The organism is Microcystis sp. M53598_WE2 (assembly GCF_030067735.1).
Lineage (GTDB): Bacteria > Cyanobacteriota > Cyanobacteriia > Cyanobacteriales > Microcystaceae > Microcystis > Microcystis aeruginosa.
Genome location: NZ_JASJFE010000399.1, coordinates 1 through 1,646 on the forward strand (window position 1 = coordinate 1; position 1,646 = coordinate 1,646).

General features: G+C 44.8%; 2 protein-coding genes. Both read right to left on the bottom strand.

The window, feature by feature from the left end; all coding sequences use genetic code 11:
- Positions 1–1,039 (bottom strand): serine/threonine-protein kinase (locus PX636_RS08540; protein WP_288116756.1); only part of this gene is annotated, 1,039 nt, incomplete at its 3' end.
- A 156-nt stretch (positions 1,040–1,195) separates the two neighbouring features.
- Positions 1,196–1,646, bottom strand: a 451-nt coding sequence (locus PX636_RS08545; RefSeq protein ID WP_288116757.1) for an RNA-guided endonuclease InsQ/TnpB family protein, incomplete at its 5' end; no start/stop codon positions are given.

A 1,646-nucleotide genomic window follows, 5' to 3' on the forward strand; every position in this document is an offset into this window, starting at 1 on the left:
CTGGATTTTGATTTTTGGGACGAAATTTAGACTTGAGAGGGACAGAAACGGAGGAAGTGGCCATCGAACCTGAATTTTGTCGGGGGGGCTGGGAAGTAACCATTGGAGCGGCGATTAAACTTTGGGCTAGACTGTCGGCATAAGCCGTCATGTCTAAAGCATCCATTACCTCTTGAGCGGATTTGTAGCGATGACGGACAGAGACTTCCAGCATTGTTTTCAGGACTTTAGCAAACTGGGGACTCACCTTGACTAATTTTTCCCAGAGTAATTCACCTGTATTAATATCAACTTCGATCGCTTTAGGAGATTTGCCCGTGAGTAGATAGAGACAGGTAGCTCCCACCGCGTAGATATCACTAGCGTAAACGGGACGCATGGCCATCTGTTCGGGGGGGGCAAAACCTTGGGTACCCACGGCAAAATTAGTGAAAGCGGTTTGAGAATCGGCATTGGCCATGACGCTATTAACTTGATTTTTGACAGCCCCGAAGTCAATCAGAACCAATTTTCGGTCTGTTTGCCGACGAATTAGGTTAGCGGGTTTGATATCCCGATGAATTACCTTCTGTGCGTGGACATATTTCAAAATCGGCAAGAGTTCACTTAAAAACTGTTTGACTCCCGCTTCGCTAAACGGTCCGCGTTTTTTGACCTCTTGGTGCAGGTTATGACCTTTAACGTATTCTTGAACTAGATAAAACTCTTGATTATCTTCAAAATAGTCTAATAATCGGGGAATCTGCGGATGAACTCCCAGTTTTGCCAAGGTTTCCGCTTCTCGATCAAAAAGATCCTTAGCCATGCGAAAAACACTAGCATCTTTAGGGGGAGGTTGCAGTTGTTTGACCACACAGAGGGGCTTATCTGGTAGGGACAGATCCGATGATACAAAAGTTGCCCCAAACCCTCCTTTCCCCAAAATGCGTAGGGTTTGATAGCGGTCGTGCAGAAGAAGTTTTGAACCGCAACTCTCGCAGATTAACGCTGTCGGGGCGTTTTTTGGTTGAGTACAGTTGGGATTAAGGCAGTAGGTCATCTAGAATCACCAATTGACCGATACTTTTTTACTAACACACCTTAACAATGCACTTTAAGAGATTCTCCTCAAGGGGGGTATCTCCCAAAGTCTAAAACCAGAGGCCTCAGACAATCAAAGCGCCTGTAACGCCTTTTTTGTTTGACGCTCCCCGCTCTAAAGAGACGGGGATTCTTCGTTCATTGAGTCTCCGTTAGCAAGCAGGATTTCTCCAACCAACCAAGAGGGAATCTCTCCCGAAGCGTTTAAAGTTTGCGTGCGCCCCACGCTACTTAATCCCTTTTGCAAGATGTTTAAAGCGGCGTTTCTGTCTCGACAATCTGTGTATCCACAATGAGGACAAACATGGGTTCGAGTAGATAGCGACTTTTGGACTTTTTGTCCACAATTATAACAATTTTGAGACGTATTATGAGGTGAGACAGCTATAGTTAACTTGCCGTATTTGTCCACAAAATACTCTAGCCATTGCCTAAAAACAGACCATCCTGCATCGGTTATCGACTTCGCTAAATGACGATTTTTGACCATGCCTTTGATATTCAAGTTTTCATAGACGATTAAGTCGTTAGACTTAACTAAACGGAGTGCCACACTTTTGACAAAC